At 40.0% G+C, this 17,237-nt stretch carries 11 protein-coding genes; 8 read left to right on the top strand and 3 right to left on the bottom strand.

The genetic code is table 11. The features are described from left to right. Nucleotides 1-6 precede the first annotated feature (6 nt). The 3 genes from E4O07_RS05000 to E4O07_RS05010 form a co-directional block, all read right to left on the bottom strand. Entirely contained in the window at nt 7-945 is a 939-nt protein-coding gene (locus E4O07_RS05000) for an NADase-type glycan-binding domain-containing protein (protein WP_253687703.1), read from the bottom strand. A gap of 24 nt (nt 946-969) precedes the next feature. Next, a complete protein-coding gene (locus E4O07_RS05005) occupies nt 970-1,908 on the bottom strand; it encodes an NADase-type glycan-binding domain-containing protein (protein WP_253687704.1) in 939 nt (312 codons plus the stop codon). A gap of 86 nt (nt 1,909-1,994) precedes the next feature. After that, the gene (locus tag E4O07_RS05010) at nt 1,995-3,296 is read right to left on the bottom strand and encodes an MSCRAMM family adhesin (RefSeq protein ID WP_253687705.1); all 1,302 of its coding nucleotides are present in this window, start codon (nt 3,294-3,296) and stop codon (nt 1,995-1,997) included. A gap of 227 nt (nt 3,297-3,523) precedes the next feature. On the opposite strand from E4O07_RS05010, the gene gpmA reads away from it, so the two are divergent. From gpmA to aroA, 8 genes are all read left to right on the top strand, one after another. Beyond that, nucleotides 3,524-4,267 (top strand): 2,3-diphosphoglycerate-dependent phosphoglycerate mutase, encoded by a 744-nt coding sequence (gene gpmA / locus E4O07_RS05015; protein ID WP_253687706.1) that lies wholly within the window; start codon nt 3,524-3,526, stop codon nt 4,265-4,267. Between the two features lie 14 nt (nt 4,268-4,281). Beyond that, nucleotides 4,282-5,763, top strand: a complete 1,482-nt coding sequence (locus tag E4O07_RS05020; RefSeq protein ID WP_253687707.1) for a M81 family metallopeptidase — start codon at nt 4,282-4,284, stop codon at nt 5,761-5,763. A 19-nt stretch (nt 5,764-5,782) separates the two neighbouring features. Further along, complete coding sequence (locus E4O07_RS05025; protein WP_253687708.1) at nt 5,783-10,285, top strand: 2-hydroxyacyl-CoA dehydratase; 4,503 nt, start codon at nt 5,783-5,785, stop codon at nt 10,283-10,285. 85 nt (nt 10,286-10,370) lie between these two features. After that, nucleotides 10,371-10,955 carry a hypothetical protein gene (locus tag E4O07_RS05030; protein ID WP_253687709.1) on the top strand — a complete coding sequence of 195 codons (585 nt, stop codon included), beginning with the start codon at nt 10,371-10,373 and terminating at the stop codon, nt 10,953-10,955. Between the two features lie 42 nt (nt 10,956-10,997). Further along, the gene (locus E4O07_RS05035) at nt 10,998-11,756 is read left to right on the top strand and encodes an ABC transporter ATP-binding protein (protein ID WP_253730589.1); all 759 of its coding nucleotides are present in this window, start codon (nt 10,998-11,000) and stop codon (nt 11,754-11,756) included. Between the two features lie 15 nt (nt 11,757-11,771). After that, nucleotides 11,772-13,472, top strand: coding sequence for a hypothetical protein (locus E4O07_RS05040; RefSeq protein WP_253687711.1), 1,701 nt, complete (start codon nt 11,772-11,774; stop codon nt 13,470-13,472). Between the two features lie 77 nt (nt 13,473-13,549). Then, nucleotides 13,550-15,832 carry a tetratricopeptide repeat protein gene (locus tag E4O07_RS05045; protein WP_253687712.1) on the top strand — a complete coding sequence of 761 codons (2,283 nt, stop codon included), beginning with the start codon at nt 13,550-13,552 and terminating at the stop codon, nt 15,830-15,832. After that, the gene (gene aroA, locus E4O07_RS05050) at nt 15,829-17,199 is read left to right on the top strand and encodes a 3-phosphoshikimate 1-carboxyvinyltransferase (RefSeq protein WP_253687713.1); all 1,371 of its coding nucleotides are present in this window, start codon (nt 15,829-15,831) and stop codon (nt 17,197-17,199) included. The genes E4O07_RS05045 and aroA overlap by 4 nt, the downstream gene beginning before the upstream one ends. Nucleotides 17,200-17,237 lie beyond the last annotated feature (38 nt).

The following is a 17,237-nucleotide window of genomic DNA, read 5'->3' on the forward strand; positions in this document are numbered from 1 at the left end:
AAAGTTTTATTCGTATGGAATAACTTCGGTCCTCCACAAAATCATAAAATGAATAGCCGTGTCCTCGTATTTTGTACCCTTGTACACATCCAATATGGTAATCTTAACATCTTCTTGTTCGGGTAAAAAACTTATGTCCACAGTTTGCGGATGGGGCGTGTCCTTTACGGTAAATTCTTTTTTTCTGCCGCTTTTAACACCTTCAACCGATATTTTTTTAATCCTTCCGTTTTCATCATAAAGCTTAGGGTTTGAAGCGGAAATGTAACCGTTCATCAAGAGTATGTATTTATAAAAAGATCTGTTTTCGGTGCTTATTGTAAAGGTCTCTCCTATACCCCAGCCGTCTACACCTTCTACCCAAGGGGTGTCCTGTTCCATAATTGATAAATTTTCTATTTTATAGTCTCTTTTTCCTTCTTTTGATTCTTCGACAAAATACGAACTTACATTTTCATAATTAAAACAAGGATATTCTCCTGTTCCTCCCATGGGAAATCTTGTAAAAAAGCCTGAAGCTTTTTTACCCTTGCGTGCTGGCAGCATACCCAGTCCTATAATACCGTCCTCGTTTTCTTTCCAAGCTTTTTTTGCCAATCCCGTTAAAAGCATAAACTTATTTCCGTAGTAATTTTTTGATTCGGGATTAAGTCCTGCATATAGGCCTTCAGGTATATCGGCATCCAATTCAAATAAGGGAAACCTACCTATATATTTTTTTTTGTAAGTGTAGAGCTTTTTTACTCTTTTCTGATTTGCATTGTACCAGCTTATTTCGATTTTGTTTCCTTTTTGGAATTCAATAAAATAGGGGCATGGTACCATACCTGTATATCCGAAGCCTGCCAAATCAAAGTTTTGTCCTATTGCAAAACTCCCCATAATTAAAAAAAGACACAAAAGTGAACTTTTTTTTAATAAACCGATCTTTCTTTTTAAAAACATTTTCTTCATCTCCTTATAAAAGTTTTATTCGTATGGAATAACTTCGGTCCTCCACAAAATCATAAAATGAATAGCCGTGTCCTCGTATTTTGTACCCTTGTAAACATCCAATATCGTAATCTTAACATCTTCTTGTTCGGGTAAAAAACTTATGTCCACAGTTTGAGGATGGGGTGTATCCTTTACGGTGAATTCTTTTTTCTTGCCGCTTGTAACTCCCTCAACCATTATCTTTTTAATTCTTCCGTTTTCATCATAAAGTTTAGGATTTGAAGCTGAAATATAACCGTTCATCAGTAAAATGTATTTATCATCACTGCTCTTCCATGTTTTTATAACAAAGGACTCTCCTATACCCCAGCCGTCTACACCTTCTACCCAAGGAGTGTCTTCTCTCATGTCGCATAGATTTTCTATCTTGTATTCTCTTTTTCCTTCCTTTGATTTTTCGACAAGATGAGAACTTACATTTTCATAGTAAAAATAAGGTGTTTCTCCTGAGCCCCCTGAGGGAAATCTTGTAAAAAAGCCTTCTGCTTTTTTACCCTTGTGTGCAGGCAGCATGCCAAGACCTATAATATCATCCTCGTTTTCTTTCCAAGCTTTTTTTACCAAGCCCGTTAAAAGCATAAATTTATTGCCTAAATATTCTTTTGATTGAGGATCAAGGTTTGCATATAGGTCATCGGGCATATCGGCATTCAATTCAAATAAAGGAAACCTACCTATGTACTTTTTTTGGTACTTATAGCTCTTTTTTACCTTTTGTTCTTTTGTATCATACCAGCTTATTTCGATCTTGTTCCCTTTTTGGAATTTAATAAAATAAGCAACGGGAGGTCCGTCCGTATATCCGAAGCCTGCCAAATCAAAGTTTTGTCCTATTGCAAAACTACCCATAATTAAAAAAAGACATAAAAATAAGTTTTTTTTAAATAAACCGATTTTACTTTTTAAAAACATTTTCTTTTCTCCTTATAAAAGCTTTTAAGTAATTTTTTAAACCGAACAGGTCTTTAACCTGTCCGGAAGATGTCGCTAGTAAATAATTATATATCTACATGCCGTTTAGATGTTATGGTAACGTTGATATTTTCGGGAGTGATTCCTGTCAGCATATTCATAAAATCATCATGTGTGGACTGTCCTCCTGTTATGGACGAAATACATCCTGCAGACCAAGGATTAATCCATATCCTATTACCCTTTTTCGGTATAAAACCTTTTTTATATTCGGTAGCATGAAAAAGATAGTATTTGGAATTTATATCATCCCTAATATTTTTAGGAATGTTTGAATCCTTAGTTTGCAGTCTCAATGTATTTTGAAAACAATCAGAATTATATGTACCATCTGATTGCTTTGTTAGTTTTTTTGCCGTAAAATAATATTTGCCGTCAGGTAAGGTCATACCTTTATGTTCATCAGCAAAAGCCTTACTTTCTGCATTAGCACCAACCATGTCCTGAATATTGCACTTTACAACCTGGCCATTTGCTAACTTTACGGTCTCAATAGTCCGAACCGAATCGAATTTATTTCCGTACCCGTCATGCTCACGCTTAATCGAAATATCCATACCATCTACCTTAAAATCATCAAAGGTAACGTCCTGCCCCCTTATATCGCTGGCAACAACGAGGCTTGAAGGCTTTTTGTTTGTATACTTATCAAGTATATCTTTTTTTGTTCCTCCTATAGCATCATTATAAAAATCATCTTCGGATGACTTTCTTTTGGAGAACAAAGCCATCCTCGCTCTCTCACTTGGTGAAAGAGGTTTAGGGCCCGCATCGGCTGCTTGTGTTGTCTGCGTAGTATTGTTTGCTGCAGGCGGGGTGTTTGTTTGTCCTTCGCTTTCTCCGGTTCCGGTTTCACTGTTTCCATCATCATCCGTAGGAAGATTTATGTTTCCTCCTGTTTCATCATCACCATTATCCGATGTATCTCCTGAAGAATCATTACCGTCTCCATCATTGTCCGAGTTATCGGCCGGCGGATTATTATCGTCTACCGGATTGCCCGGGCTCGGCGGATTGTTGCCGTCTACCGGATTGCCGGGTTCAGATGTATCACCGTCAGGATTTTCACAATCTCCGTTTCCTCCATCATCATTGCTGTTGTTCGGCGGATTTCCAGGGTTGTCTGTGCCGGGCTCCGGTGCAGGACTTGGATCAGGGCTGGGCGTGGGTGCATAATGATGGTTTCCGTCATCATCGATTATATGGATCGGGTCCGGTGACGGATTGCATACATGGATATCCCTTGTGTTTACTGTGGTGGCACCTCCAACTACATTCATCAGATCATCCATTTCTAATAAGTGATATAAATCTTTCCCATTTTCCATAAATTTCTCCTTGTAAAAAAATATTTTTTCCATGCATAGAAAATATGGAAGCTTTCGGAAATCACTTAATTTTCCTCCTGCCTCCATTATATTATAGCTTTTAGCTAAAAACAATAGTACTTTTTTTAAAAATATATTTTTTTTTATTTTTTTTATCTAAGCTTATTTTTTTCTCTCTTGACACTATGACACCTATCGTATAATATTAACCTTAATTGGAGGACTATATGAAATTGGTTTTGGTCAGGCATGGCGAAAGTGAATGGAATAAGCTTAATCTATTTACCGGCTGGACGGATGTAGATTTAAGCGAAAAGGGTGTAGAAGAAGCAAAGGAGGGCGGAACTTACTTAAAAAAAGAAGGTTTTGACTTCGATATATGCTATACCTCCTATCTAAAAAGGGCAATCCACACCCTCAATCATATTTTAAGCGAGATGGATAGAGAATGGCTTCCCGTCATAAAAACTTGGAAGCTGAACGAAAGGCATTATGGGGCCTTGCAGGGCTTAAACAAAGCAGAAACAGCCGAAAAATACGGAGAGGATCAGGTAAAAATTTGGCGCCGATCCTTTGATATTGCCCCTCCTGTCTTGGAAGGAGGAGATAAGCGTTGTCCCTATTTGCAGGAACAATACAGGGGTATTGAAAAAGCGGAGCTCCCTCTAACCGAAAGCTTAAAAGATACCATAGCCAGAGCCGTTCCTTTTTTTGAAGAGACTATAAAGCCTCAAATGCTTGAAGGAAAAAGAATTCTTATAACAGCCCATGGGAACTCCCTCAGGGCATTGGTCAAGTACTTTGAAAATTTAAGCGATGAAGAAATCATTTCCGTAAATATTCCGACAGGCGTTCCCTTGGTCTACGAATTCGATAAGAATTTTAAGGTTATGAGTAAACGCTATCTGGGAGACCAAGAAAAAATAAACGCAAAAATAAATGCAGTTGCAAATCAAGGAAAAAAGAAATAAGGTAAGAATATAAAATGAAGCGAATTTTAGTAGGATGCATAAATCACGAGTCGAACAGCTTTAATCCTATTATTACGGGTATTGAAGATTTTGTTATTTTTAGAGGAGAAGAAGTTTTAACAAAAGGTTTAAAACCCTATTACTCTTCTACCGGAATTATCGAAACTATTCAAAAATGGGGCTGGGAGGTTGTTCCTGCCGTAGTTGCAAGGGCTGTTCCGAACGGCTTGGTGGATTATAATCTATATACCGAGCTTAAAAAAGATTTTTTAGCCTATATAGATAAGGCCCTTTTAGAAGCTCCGATTGACGGCATCTGCTTAGGCCTTCACGGTTCTTTAAAGGTTCAAAAAATAGGACCTGCCGAAGGAGACCTTTTAAAAGCAATCCGCGAAAAGCTTCCCCATATTCCTTTAACGACAGCTTTGGACATGCATGCTACCGTAACCGATGAGATGATTAAATATTGTGACGGTATCGTAGGTTATAAAACCGCTCCTCATATTGACTGCTATGAAACCGGTGTCCATGCAGCCGAACTTTTAAAAGCTGCCTTAGAGCCTTCAAATAAACTTTGTATAGGAAGGGTAAAAATCCCCATGCTGGTGGCAGGAGAAAAAAGCGAAACCGCCGCCGAGCCTATGAAGAGTTTAATCGCCTCTTGTGTCGAGGCCGAAAAGGATAATGGCTTGCTTGCCGCCTCCGTTCTTTTGGGCTTTCCGTGGGCAGACAGCAAGGATAACGGAGTAAACATTGTAACAACTGCCTTAAACGATCAGGCCCTTGCAGACAGGGCAGCCTTAAAGATAGCCAAGGAATTTTGGGCCGAGCGTCATAATTTTAAATTTAAGGTAGAGCATTATGATTCCTTTACTGCAATAAAAACCGCAGTTGAATCGGTAATGCAAAATAAAGAATGCCCCGTCTTTGTCTCCGATTCGGGAGATAATCCTACAGCCGGTTCTACCGGAGATTCCACCGAGTGCTTTGAGGCTCTTTTAAAACAAAAAGAAGCTTTAAGAGCTCTACCCACTAAGGTGCTTTATTCCGGATTTTTCGATAAGGCTGCCGTTGAAAAATGCTTTGAGGCAGGGGAGGGCTCTTCCTTAGAAATAACTATAGGCGGAACATGGGATAAAATCAACGGCAAAAAAATTCCTTGCCCCGTAAAGGTTTTAAAACTTGTAAAAAACTACGGCGTTTATGATTCCCGATTGGCTTTTGTCGAAATGGAAAACATAAGAATAGTTTTAACCTCAAATCACATAGGCTTCGGAGATGAGGAGCTCTTGCCTGCCTTGGGTGTAAACACAGAAGATTATTGTATAGTTATTGTAAAGCTGGGTTATCTGGAGCCCTGTTTTCAAAAAATAGCAAAAAGAGCAATTTTAGCCGAGTCTAAGGGCTGTTCAAATGAAGTTTTAGAAACCTTGGATTACCCTCAAACTCCGCGCCCCATATATCCCTTGGATAAGGACATGGATATAAAATTATAATTTAAAATCGGTTGGTATTATGAATAAAGAGAGTGTGCTGCGTTTTGGAATCGATGTCGGATCGACTACCGTAAAGGTTGTTGTTTTAGAAGATGACGGAACGGTTTTGTTCAGTAAGTATCAAAGGCATAGGGCCGATATACGGACAACTATTATATCCGTTTGCGAACTTGCTGTTGAAGCTGTCGAAAAAAAATACGGAGAAGATGTAGAGCTCTCCCTCATTGTAACGGGATCAGGAGGGCTTGCCGTTTCGCACTGGCTCAATATTCCCTTTATTCAAGAGGTCGTAGCCTCAACTGCCGCCGTAAAAAAAATAATTCCTCACACCGATGTTATAATAGAACTCGGCGGCGAGGATGCAAAGATTACTTATTTTGAGCACGCCAATATCGAGCAAAGAATGAACGGAACCTGTGCAGGAGGTACGGGCTCTTTTATAGACCAGATGGCCGCCCTCTTGGAAACCGATGCCTTGGGCTTAAACGAGCTTGCAAAAAATGCTAAGACCATTTACCCTATAGCCGCCCGCTGCGGAGTCTTTGCCAAGACCGACGTTCAGCCCCTTATAAACGAGGGCGCAAAAAGAGAGGACATAGCAGCCAGCATCTTTCAGGCTGTTGTAAGCCAGACTATTTCGGGCCTTGCCTGCGGTAAGCCCATAAGGGGAAAGGTTGCTTTTTTGGGAGGCCCCTTACATTTTTTAGATCAGTTAAGGCACAGGTTTATCGAAACCTTAAAGCTTAAAGAAGATGAAATTATCACTCCTGAAAATTCGGAACTCTTTGTAGCCATGGGGGCAGCCTTGAGTGCCGCCGGAGGCTTTAAGATACCTAAGACTTCAAGCTCTCCCTTTAACCGGTCTGCTCTCTTGGACCTAAAAAAGGCTCAGTTTAAAACCTCTACAAAAAAGGACGAAAATAAATCGCCTCTTGTTTTTGAGGAGGAGCCTGAGACAAAACCCCGGTTTATAGCACTTTCAAAATTCAAAAAAGATATTTATAAGATAGCTTCTTCCGAGATGCCCGAGGTTCAGCGCCTTCCTCCTCTTTTTAAAAATGAAGAAGAACTTGAGACTTTCAGGATAAGGCATGCAAAGGAAAAAGCTCCCTCGGCCGATATTTCCTCTGCTTCCGGCCCCGTCTTTTTAGGGCTTGATGCAGGCTCAACTACCACCAAGGCCGTTTTAATTGATGGGGAAGGAAAAATTCTCTGGCGTTTTTATGATGTAAATGCAGGAAACCCTGTCGAACTTGCAGTAAGGGTTTTAAAAGACCTTTACAAAATGCTTCCTCCAAAAGCCTATATAGCCCGCTCCGTTTCTACAGGATATGGGGAGGGGCTTTTTCAGGCTGCTTTGGGTGTAGATGCAGGAGAGGTTGAAACGATCGCACACTACCGTGCCGCAGAATTCTTTTTACCCGGAGTAGACTTCCTTTTGGATATAGGCGGTCAAGATATGAAGTGCCTCCGCATGAAAAACGGAGCCATAAGCTCTATTCAGCTGAATGAGGCTTGTTCCTCAGGCTGCGGAAGCTTTTTGGATAACTTTGCCCGATCCCTCGGAATGAGCATAAGCGAATTTGCGAGCATGGCTCTTCTTGCCGAAAAACCCGTAGATTTAGGTACACGATGCACGGTTTTTATGAACAGCCGAGTTAAGCAGGCTCAAAAAGAAGGAGCCTCGGTAGGAGACATTTCTTCAGGTCTTTCTTATTCCGTTATAAAAAATGCCCTCTTTAAGGTTATTAAATTGCGCGATGCTTCCGAGGTAGGAAGCAAGGTAATAGTGCAGGGCGGAACCTTTAATAACGATGCCGTTTTGCGTGCTTTTGAGCTTGTTTCGGGAAGACAGGCTGTCCGCCCGGATGTCGCAGGGCTTATGGGTGCATACGGAGCTGCCTTAATTGCAAAAGATCAATGGCATGACCTTGACGAAGAAAATCTTTCTGAAGGAAAAATAAGATCGAATATTGCCGATATGGAAGGCTTGGAAAACTTTAAGGTAAAGCTTGATTTATTGCGCTGTCCCAAATGCCCGAATAACTGCCTTTTAACAGTAAACACCTTCGACATTTGCGGAGTAAAGCGCCGTTTTATTACGGGAAACAGATGTGAACGCGGTGCAGAACTCGATAAAAACAGCGGAATTGAAGAGTGTTCATCTCAAGTTTCCTCTAAAGATCAAGAAGATGTAAACAAAAAAGATATACCCAACCTCTTTGACTGGAAGTATAAGAGGCTTTTTAAATATAAGCCCATTCCTAAAAATGAAGCACCCAGAGGCGAGATAGGAATTCCACGGGTTTTAAACATGTACGAAAACTATCCGTTCTGGTTTACCTTTTTTACTGAGCTGGGATTTTCGGTTAGAATTTCTCCCCGCTCAACCAGAGGTACCTACGAGATGGGCCTTGAATCGATTCCGTCCGAATCGGTTTGTTATCCCGGAAAGATAGCTCACGGTCATATTGAGGCCCTCTTAAAATTAGGCGTAAAAAATATTTTCTATCCCTGTATTCCTTATGAGAAAAAAGAAGATGACGGAGCCGGAAACCATTATAATTGCCCCATTGTTACAAGCTATCCTGAGGTTCTAAAAAACAATATCGATGTTCTAAGGCAGGATGCAAATATAATTTATTTAAATCCCTTTTTACCCTATTATGACAAGAACCGATTGATAGATCGTCTTCATGAGGAGCTGGGTGCAAAGTTTTCGATACGTTTGGAAGAAATAATGACTGCCGTTAATGCGGCATGGACCGAAGAAGAAGGCTTTAAAAAGGAAACGGAGGAGAAGGGAGAAGAGGTTTTACGCATAATGAAAGAAAAAAATCTTAAAGGCATTGTGCTTGCAGGCCGTCCCTATCACCTTGACCCCGAAATAAACCACGGCATCCCTGAAATGCTCAACGGTCTCGGTCTTGCGGTTTTAACCGAGGACTCGGTTGCCCACTTAGGAAAAATAGAGCGGCCCTTGCGTGTCGTAGATCAGTGGACTTATCATAACCGTCTCTATAGGGCCGGAAACTTTACTGCAACTCAAGATAATCTGGAATTTATACAGCTTACCAGCTTCGGCTGCGGTTTGGATGCGGTAACGGCCGATCAGGTTCAGGAAATAGTTGAGTCAAAGGGGAAGATGTACACCCTCATAAAAATAGATGAAGGTTCAAACCTCGGAGCCGTGAGAATAAGAGTACGTAGTCTTTTGGCTGCTGTCAAGGAAAGAAAGAGGCATAAACTTTCTTTAACAAGAAAAAGCTCGGCCTATGAGCGCATAGTTTTTTCAAAGGAGATGGAAAAACGATACACTATTTTAGCCCCTCAGATGTCTCCCATTCATTTTGACCTTATAGGTGCCGCTATTTCGCACTCAGGCTATAACCTTGAAATTCTTACCGAAATCGATCAAACTGCCGTAGAGTACGGCTTAAAGTATATAAACAATGATGCCTGTTATCCTGCCATCATAGTTGCAGGACAGATGATAGCAGCTCTAAAATCGGGCCGCTACGATTTACGCACCACAGCTTTGGCGATTACCCAAACAGGGGGAGGCTGTCGGGCCACAAACTACATAGGCTTTATCAGGCGGGCCCTTATAGATGCCGGTTTGGGCTTTGTTCCGGTAATAGGTATCAGTGCCCAGTCCATCGAAAAAAATCCCGGTTTTAAATTAAAGCTCCCTGTTTTACACAGGGTTGCTCAAGCCATGTGCTTAGGCGACCTTTTGATGAGGGTGCTTTACCGTACCCGCCCATACGAAAAGGTTCCCGGTTCTGCAAACGAAATATATAAAAAATATGCCGTCCGTATCAAGGATGAGTTAAAAAAAATGTCCTCTAAAAAATATAGGGAAATAATAAACGGTATTGTAAGCGAGTTCGACAATCTCCCCTTAAGAAATATCCGAAAACCGAGGGTCGGCGTAGTAGGGGAAATCCTGGTTAAATTCCACCCTGCAGCCAATAACGATATCTTTAGTACAATCGAAAGAGAAGGAGCGGAATGTGTCGTTCCTGATCTCTTGGACTTTTTTCTTTATTCTTCTGTTTCGGGTATCTATCACAATACCTATCTCGATTATTCGTTTAAAAAACGATTCATTGCAAATTTTACAATCTGGGTCATGGAAAGATACAGAAAGCCTATAAAAAAAGCTTTAAAGCGAAGCAAGCGTTTTACTCCTCCTGAGAGCATATACAGACTAGCTGATTCAGTAGACGGAATTTTGCAGCTGGGTAATGTGACGGGAGAAGGCTGGTTCTTGACGGCTGAAATGATAGAACTCATTCATTCAGGCGTTTCAAATATTGCCTGTGTTCAGCCCTTTGCCTGCCTCCCCAATCATGTAACCGGCAAGGGAATGATAAAGGAGCTGCGACGCCGTTACCCTGAGGCCAATATCTCTGCCATCGACTTCGACCCGGGGGCGAGCGAGGTAAACCAGCTCAACCGCTTAAAACTCCTCCTAGCCAATGCCAAACCCGGCCTCCACCCCGATGAAACAAAGTGAGAAGTCCTTTGTACTTTTCTCCCCTTCTTGACACTAAACTTTTTATTTTAGTATAATTTTAGCTTATAATAATAAGGAGTTTACTTTGACAAGAGATTTAGGAATATTAAAGGGAATTTATCTTGCTCCTTACATGCAGGTTGCTACCGCCTTAATCGGAAAGGCCCGTCATGCAGGAGGAAATATGTTCCGGCATCAGGTAGATACTATGGGCATTCTTATAGACTACGGATACATCGACAGTGTTCTTTTAAAGGCTTCTTTAATTCATGATGTTATCGAAGATATAGAGGATTTTAATGTAAACGAAATTTTAAGTATCGATTCCGAATCAGGACAGGTTTATGAGCTTGTTTTGGAGGTTACAAAGAAAAAGGGTCAAGAGAAGACCGAATATCTAAAAAACATAATAAAAAACGGGTCCGAAAAGGCTAAAATTTTAAAATGTGCCGACAGAATAAGCAATATGATAAGTTTGGGTTTTGTGACGGATCCCGAATTTATTGAACGCTATTGCAATGAGACGGAGCTCTATATTTTTCCTATAGCTTTGGAAGTTAATTTTGAAATGTACAAGGAGCTTATGGCCTTGGTAGTTTCTCGCAGACAATATTTGGTTGAGTGCGGTTATCTTGAAGAAAGTATAAAAAAAATGCGCAAGGCACGGTAAAACAGTTTAGGGAATTACGATAAACAGTTCACGGGGGTATTTATGATTGAAATTTCAAATGTTTCAAAGGCTTACGGATCTTCTAAAACAAAGGCTGTAGACGGTATTTCGGTAAACGTAAAAAACGGCGAAATCTTCGGCTTTTTAGGGCCGAACGGAGCCGGAAAAACAACTACAATTAAGATGATAACGGGTGTCCTTAATCCCGATTCCGGAGCAATAATTGTTGACGGCATAAACATAGCCGATGACCCTATGGAAGCAAAAAGAAGAATAGGCTATGTTACCGATAACCCGGAACTTTTTTCTCAGCTTAAGGCTGCCGAATACTTAAATTTTATAGGCGATGTTTATGGAGTACCCGCAGATTTAAGACAAGAAAGAATAGAGCGGTATACCAAGCTTTTCGGCATAAATGAAGCCTTAAACGGGAGTATAGGAAGCTTTTCCCACGGAATGAAGCAAAAACTTTTGGTTACCGGAGGCCTCTTATCCGATCCTCCTGTTTGGATCTTGGATGAACCTATGGTCGGCTTGGATCCTAAATCCGCCTTTTCCCTAAAAGAAATTATGAGAGAGAGGGCTGATGCCGGAAAGGTCGTTTTCTTTTCGACCCATGTCATGGAAGTAGCCGAAAAACTTTGCGACAGGCTTGCAATCATAAATGCAGGTAAGATTATGTTTGAAGGCTCTTTACAGGAGCTGCGTGAAAAAAGAGGCGAAAACGCTTCTCTTGAAAAGCTCTTTTTGGAGCTTGTTGACGATAAATATTCTTCTGATTTTGAAAACGGGGACGCTTAAAGAGAGCTAAAAGTTATGAAAGTTTTTTTTAGATTGGTTAAAATTTATTTGGCTTCGGTTTTTAATTTTAAAAATTTTAAGGCTCAAATTCAAAAAAGAAAAAAGAAGGGCGGTCAAACCGTAACAAGAAATTCCAAGGCTAAGATACTCGGCATGGCGGTTTTGTTTTTAGTGGTTTTTGCCGAGTTTTTGTTTATCTTCGGCTTTTTTATTTTCGGCCTATACGGAACGGCACAGGCTGTAAACAATATAAGTATTCTTTTTGAGGTAACGGCTGTTATTATCTCTTTTATGAGTCTCCTATTCGGCTTTATGCTTACTGTTTCCACCTACTATATCGGTGAAATTGAAGAACAGTTTTTGTCTATGCCAATTAAGCCTCGTACCTTGTTCGCATCAAAATTTTGTGCAAACAGTATTAACTCTTTAATTACTTCTTTTGCATTTTTTGCAGTTTTGATGGGAATATACGGCTATATGGAGTCTCCGCCTCTTATATTTTATCTCTGGGCCCTCATCTGCTCCCTTGCGATTCCTCTCCCCATGATTTCCGCCTGTTATTTTGTTAATATCCTAATTATGCGTTTTAGTAAGGTGTTTAAAAATAAAAATGTTGTCATGGCTATAAACGGAATTTTAGGTATGGCCTTGGCCCTGGGCTTCAATTATATAATCCAATCGGCTGCTGGTTCCGATCCTGAGGCTCTTTATAAAATAGTCGAATCCAATGCTGTTATCTTCCAAAATTACGGCTTATACTATCCTCCCATAAAACTTGTAGGCCATATACTAAGTGAACCGGCTTCCATTACAAGCTTTTTATATCTAGTAGTCCTTATTGCCCTTTGTGGAGCCCTTCCGGCCTTGGTCATCGGTCTTATGTCAAAACTTTATACCGAAAGCCTTATAGGTTTTAACGAAAAAAGCGTAAAAAAACTTGAAGCAAAACAGGTTTCAGCCTTTTTACATAAAAACATAAAAAGCTCAAGCCCCTTTATGGCCTATTTAAAGAGGGAATTTAAAATGATGAACCGTACTCCGGTTTATCTTTTAAACGGCCCCTTTTCGATTATATTTATGCCGACATTGATAATCGTTATAAGTATTGCAAAGGGGACAAACTTAAATAATGTGCCGCCTCATGTACTTGATTTTATGCAGGGAAATGCGGGCTTTGTAATTACGGGCCTTGCAGCAGGCTTTTTAGGTTCTATGACTAACATTGCAGATACGGCTCTTTCAAGGGATGCCAAATTTATCCCTTTTATTAAGAGTTTACCTATTGATATTGCAGCTTATATGTACGCTAAATTAGCCCATGCCATGATTTTTGCAGTTTTTGCCATAGTAATAGGGGTTGGTTTTGCAGGCTTTGTATTTAAATTCGGCCTTCTGCATATAGTTCTATCGGCCTTGGTAGCCCTTTGCTTTTCGGCCCTTGTCAACCTTGTTTCCTTATTTTTGGATACGGCCCATCCTAAACTTCATTGGGATAATCCTGTGGCAGCAATGAAGCAAAATACAAATGTTGTTTTTATCATGTTTTTTAATATGATTATTTTGGCTATTTCTGCCGTTGTAGTATTTTTCACCATGAATTCCTATCTCTGGGTAATCTTAATATATTTTTGCGGTATACCTGCCGCTGTCTTTGCAGTTTTGATTAAGCCCTATGGAATATATGCGGAAAAAAAGATAGAAAGCATTGAATTGTAATTACCTGCTGTTGTTAATAGAATTGTAATTACCTGCTAGACTAAAATGCGTTTTTTTTGTAATCTCTATAAAGCATTATGGAACGACTTAAATTATATTTTTATTATTTTAAGAACAAAATTCTAAAAAAGTATGAGGGCAAAAAATCTCAGCCGGCGATAGACACGGAAGAAATAAAAGAAGAGATATGGGAAGCCGATTTTTCTAAAAAAGAAAATGCCCGTTTTTTAGAAGAAACAGGAGACGGTTACCGGTCTTTGTTTGAAGAAAACCTTGACGGTAAACAATCTTACTCTTTGGAGCTTAAGCGCAAACATCTTTATGCTTGGTCCTTAAACCCTGTATTTAGGTATAAGGACTTCGTGCTTGATGCCGAAATTGAGCTGCCTGTTTTTACCGATAACTTTTTTCCTGAAGAAAATACAAGTGCAGGCTATTGTGCTGCCGGCTTTGTGTTTAGACATATAAGCGATAAGGCCTTTTACTCTCTTCTTATTTCCGACAAGGGGTGGATAAGGCTTGAAGCTGTTGTAAATTCTACTCCCATGCCCATCCTAGGCTGGACAAAGCCTTTAACCGATGTTGATAGTTCAAAATTTAAAATAAAACTAATCTGTGCAGGAACAAGTATAACGGTCCTTGTAAACAATACTTGGCTTGGTAAATTCGATTCCGATATTGTCCAAGCTGCCGGAAAAATAGGCTTTGCCGGTCAAAACTGGGAATCGCACTCAAAGGTAAAATTTTATTTAAACGAATTTAAAATTATTTCTCAGCCCCTCCTTGTCGAAAATACCGATTCCGCCGCCAATAATCCTGATGCTATTTCTCCTGAGGCCTATATCAACCTTGCTTCAACATATTACGCTATGGGACAATATGTAGCCGCTGTTTATCAAATAAAGCAGGCATGGAAACTACGTGATCCCGGTATTCAAGATCATATTTTGGCAGGAAGAATATATTTTGCTCAGCGTTTAAATGAAGAAGCTGAAAAAGAATTTTTATCGGCCCTTGATATTGAACACGATAATTATGAAATAATGGCTGAACTTGCCGGCCTTTACTACCAATCGGGAAATATGAAAAAATTAGGAGATCTTCTCAAAGATATTCCTACTGAAGAAATTGAAAAGTCGGTCTTGCTTTGCTCTTTACAGGGGCATTTTTTAAATTCTCAAGGAGAACATGAAAAATCGGCCGCTTTCTATGCAAAGGCCTTTGCATTAAAACCTGAACAGGGCGTATTAAAATATAATGAGGCAAACGAATTAAATCTTGCGGGAAAGAAGTCAGAGGCTATAGAAGCCTATACTGAAGCCGGAAAAATCTTTTTGGCTTCCGAAGAATATAACGAAATGGCCGATGTAATAAACGCCCTTGAGCGTATTGCTCCGGAAGATGAGCGTACATGGGCCTTAAGCGGTAAATTCTATTATGCTGTAGACAACAAATGGGAAGCCAAGGTTAATTTTAAAAAACTCTGTGATGCAAAGACAAGCGATTCTACGATATGGTATTTGTACGGCCTTCTTATCCACGATGAAAACCCTGACGAAGCTATCAAATTCTTTAAAAAGGCTTGTAAGCTTGGACCCGAACACGGCCTTTATCATTTCCGTTTGGCAGAGGCCTTGTATTTAATAGGGGAAGACTGCTCTGTTCCTCTTTTAGAGGCTGAAGCCCTTGAGCCTAACAATGGCTGGATTTTTAATTTAAAAGCTCTTTGTGCCATTGATGAAGATGCCTTCTTTGATGCTCAAATCGAAATTGAAAAAGCCCGTAAGATGCTCCCCGATGAAATAGTTATTTTGGAAAACTATGTAGAAGTTATGCGTCTTCAAGGCCGTTTAAAAGAATGTGCCCCTCTTTTTGATATAGAGGCTGGAACTGCAGACTTGGCGGCCGAAAGAAATCGGGGCGAGGCCTTTCATATTTATGCAAATGCCTTATTCTTTGACGAGCAATATGATGAAGCCGATATTTGGTTCCAGAAAGCCTTAAAACTAAAACCCGAAGATCCTGTCCTTTTAACCGATAAGGCCGAAAATTCCATCGAGATAGGCTATTTGAACGATGCCGACGGTCTTTTGGTCAAAGCCCTCGATATAGAACCTACAGAAAGAATATACAGGCTTATTTCTCTTCTTGCAGTAAAAAAAGGCGACCATGCCCGTGCCGAAGTAAGCTTAAGGAAGGCTATCGATGAATTCGGTGAAAGCGAAGAGCTTTTATTCGATCTTACAAATCTTTATATCCAGACAAACCGGAAAGAAAAGGCTAAGGAAACGATAAAGCTTCTTGCCGGCTGTGAAGACCAAGAACGCCTAAAAGAACTAAAAGCTCTTTTAAAAAAATGATTTTAAAGATTAAAAAATCTTCATATCTTTCTCCGGTACAGATAGAGGTTCCGCCCTCAAAGAGTCATTCGATGAGGGCCCTTGTTTTAGCCTCATTTGCAGAAGGTTCTTCCGAGATTAAAAATCTTCTTATGAGCGGAGACACTAAAACGGCCATTGCGGTATTTGAATCCTTAGGCGTAAAATTTAAAATCGCGCAAAAAAACACATCTTCTGCAGATATAGTTGTTTTTCCTCCGAAAGAAGGCTTAAAAAAACAGATTAAAAAGCAAAAATCCGTAAAAATAGATACCGGGAATTCCGGAACTCTTTTTTATTTTTTAGGTTCTTTTCTTTCCTTGATGCCTTCAGACTTTGTTTTAACAGGCGACTCGTCAATTCTAAAAAGACCTGTCAAACCCTTAACTGAAATTTATGAGGGGCTGGGTTTAAAATACGAATTTCTTGACAGCCCCGAAAGAGCTCCTATACGGGTTTTAGGAACTCACATCAGACGTTTAGGAACAGCATCTTTAATCACATGCCTTGAAGAAAAAAAAATCTGTCTTGAAGGAGATTTTTCGCAACCTGTAAGCGGCCTCTTGCTTGGAGCCGGCTTATTAGAGTCTTCTTTACAAATAAATTTAAAAAGAGCAGGGGAATTGCCCTATTTAAAAATGACCCTTCATTGGCTTAAAACTTGCGGTATTAAATTCGATGCTTCGGATGATTTTAAGGCCTTTAGACTTAACGGAAATCAAAAACTTTCGCCCTTTTCGGCAAGTATCCCGGCTGACTGGTCAAGCGCCGCCTTTCTCATTGCCTTAGCATTGATTACAGCTTCTCCTTTCAGTATAAGCAACATAGATATAAATGACGTACAAGGGGATTCCCGCATAGTCGAGGTCTTAAAAGAAATGAACGCCGATATCCGCTTTGAAGAAAAAACACAAACCCTTAAAATTTACCCTTCAAGCTTAAAGGGCGGAACCTTTGATTGTTCCGATATTCCGGATGCGGTGCCGGCTCTTTCTGCAATCGCATCCTTTGCAAATGGCGAAACCCTTTTAAAAAATATAGAAATATGCCGTTATAAGGAGTGCGACAGACTTTCTGCAATTGCCTCAGAATTAAAAAAACTTGGAGCAGATATTGCGGAAGGCAGGGATTTTTTACTTATCCGAGGAAGCGGAGGAAAGAACTTAAAACCTGCTAAAGTTTTTTCGCATGGGGATCACCGCATAGCTATGATGCTTACGGTTATGGGTGCAGGTATCGAAAATAAAGAAAAATCGGATTTTATCCTTCAAGATGCCGAATGCTTTAATATAAGCTATCCTTCCTTTTTGGAAGATCTAAAAAAGATAGGGGTTAATATTAGTCAATAAAGGCGCTAATACTTTTAGTAATGAGCAGTTGACTTTTT

The sequence above is a fragment of the Treponema sp. OMZ 798 genome (assembly GCF_024181385.1).
GTDB lineage: Bacteria > Spirochaetota > Spirochaetia > Treponematales > Treponemataceae > Treponema_B.

Excerpts from the sequence above, each read along its gene's own strand:
- E4O07_RS05000 (WP_253687703.1), bottom strand. The coding sequence starts at position 945 with ATGTTTTTAAAAAGAAAGATCGGTTTATTAAAAAAAAGTTCACTTTTG.
- E4O07_RS05005 (WP_253687704.1), bottom strand. The coding sequence starts at position 1,908 with ATGTTTTTAAAAAGTAAAATCGGTTTATTTAAAAAAAACTTATTTTTA.
- E4O07_RS05010 (WP_253687705.1), bottom strand. The coding sequence starts at position 3,296 with ATGGAAAATGGGAAAGATTTATATCACTTATTAGAAATGGATGATCTG.
- gpmA (WP_253687706.1), top strand. The coding sequence starts at position 3,524 with ATGAAATTGGTTTTGGTCAGGCATGGCGAAAGTGAATGGAATAAGCTT.
- E4O07_RS05020 (WP_253687707.1), top strand. The coding sequence starts at position 4,282 with ATGAAGCGAATTTTAGTAGGATGCATAAATCACGAGTCGAACAGCTTT.
- E4O07_RS05025 (WP_253687708.1), top strand. The coding sequence starts at position 5,783 with ATGAATAAAGAGAGTGTGCTGCGTTTTGGAATCGATGTCGGATCGACT.
- E4O07_RS05035 (WP_253730589.1), top strand. The coding sequence starts at position 10,998 with ATGATTGAAATTTCAAATGTTTCAAAGGCTTACGGATCTTCTAAAACA.
- E4O07_RS05040 (WP_253687711.1), top strand. The coding sequence starts at position 11,772 with ATGAAAGTTTTTTTTAGATTGGTTAAAATTTATTTGGCTTCGGTTTTT.
- E4O07_RS05045 (WP_253687712.1), top strand. The coding sequence starts at position 13,550 with ATGGAACGACTTAAATTATATTTTTATTATTTTAAGAACAAAATTCTA.
- aroA (WP_253687713.1), top strand. The coding sequence starts at position 15,829 with ATGATTTTAAAGATTAAAAAATCTTCATATCTTTCTCCGGTACAGATA.